Below are 999 nucleotides of genomic sequence, written 5' to 3' on the forward strand. Positions count from 1 at the left end.
CGAAGATCATTCCGGGTCTCGGCGCCAATCTCAATAAATCCGGCGATCCTGCGGACCGCAATTCGCAGTGCCAGACTGTTGGTCATCCCGAGCACACGCAACTGCTGCGAGAACGCATCAAATTCTGCCGCGCGTAAGCGGGCGCTGATTATTCTATAGCCGCTTTGGGCGGTGATAGCAGCACTTCCCCTTTTTCTTGACGGCGCGCCGTCAATCGAGTGCGACACGTTGCACCTCCATCATATCTAGGGTCGCCATACGGCGAGAAGCGCCAAATATAATACTGTCGGTCCCGAATTACACCAAAGACCGGTTGCTGTTGTAGCTAAGCATATCGTGGCCTACTCGATGGTGGGTTATGTTGACGCCGTTCGACCTCTGATTAGGATCAGATCGTTCTGAACTGACGTGGCCCGGCTGCCAAACCTCACGTCACATGTCGATCACACCTGTTTGAGCACGGGGACCATCGGATATGAAGCTAGTCACTTGCTGCTCATTCAAAGGAGGGGCCGGTAAAACCACAGCCTTAATGGGTCTGTGCTCGTCATTCGCAGACAAAACGCATAAGGTCGCTCTTTTCGAAGCTGACGAAAACCGCCCGCTTACTAAATGGAAAGAAAATGCCCTGCGTAACGGCGCTTGGGATCCTCGGTGCGAAGTATTCGTTGCGGATCAGTTGCCCCTGCTGGAGAACGCATATGCACAGGCGGAAGGTAACGGCTTCCACTATGCGTTTGCCGACACTCGCGGCGGCTTGAGCGAACTCAATGATAGTATCATCGCCAGCTCCGATTTCATTCTGGTGCCAACCATGCTGACACCTCTAGATTTCGACGAAGCACTTGCGACTTACCGATACGTTATCGAACTTCTAATAGAAGAGGAACTTCAAATCAAAACCGCGATTCTTGGCCAGCGAGTGCCTACATGCAGGCTGACCGTCTCTCAACAGGCCACGCAAGCCATGCTGGCCCTCCTGCCAATGTTCGACACGCC

General features: G+C 53.6%; 2 protein-coding genes. One reads left to right on the forward strand and one right to left on the reverse strand.

The genetic code is table 11. The annotated features are described in order from the left end of the window. Window positions 1–227 (reverse strand): DNA mobilization endonuclease VirD1/MobC family subunit (locus QSV46_RS39045; RefSeq protein WP_314964004.1); only part of this gene is annotated, 227 nt, incomplete at its 3' end. 248 nt (window positions 228–475) lie between these two features. Here QSV46_RS39045 and QSV46_RS39050 point away from each other — a divergent pair. Further along, window positions 476–999: virulence protein (locus QSV46_RS39050; RefSeq protein ID WP_314964005.1), on the forward strand; the 524-nt coding region annotated here is incomplete at its 3' end.

Source organism: Bradyrhizobium cosmicum (assembly GCF_032290525.1).
Taxonomy (GTDB): Bacteria; Pseudomonadota; Alphaproteobacteria; order Rhizobiales; family Xanthobacteraceae; genus Bradyrhizobium; species Bradyrhizobium cosmicum_A.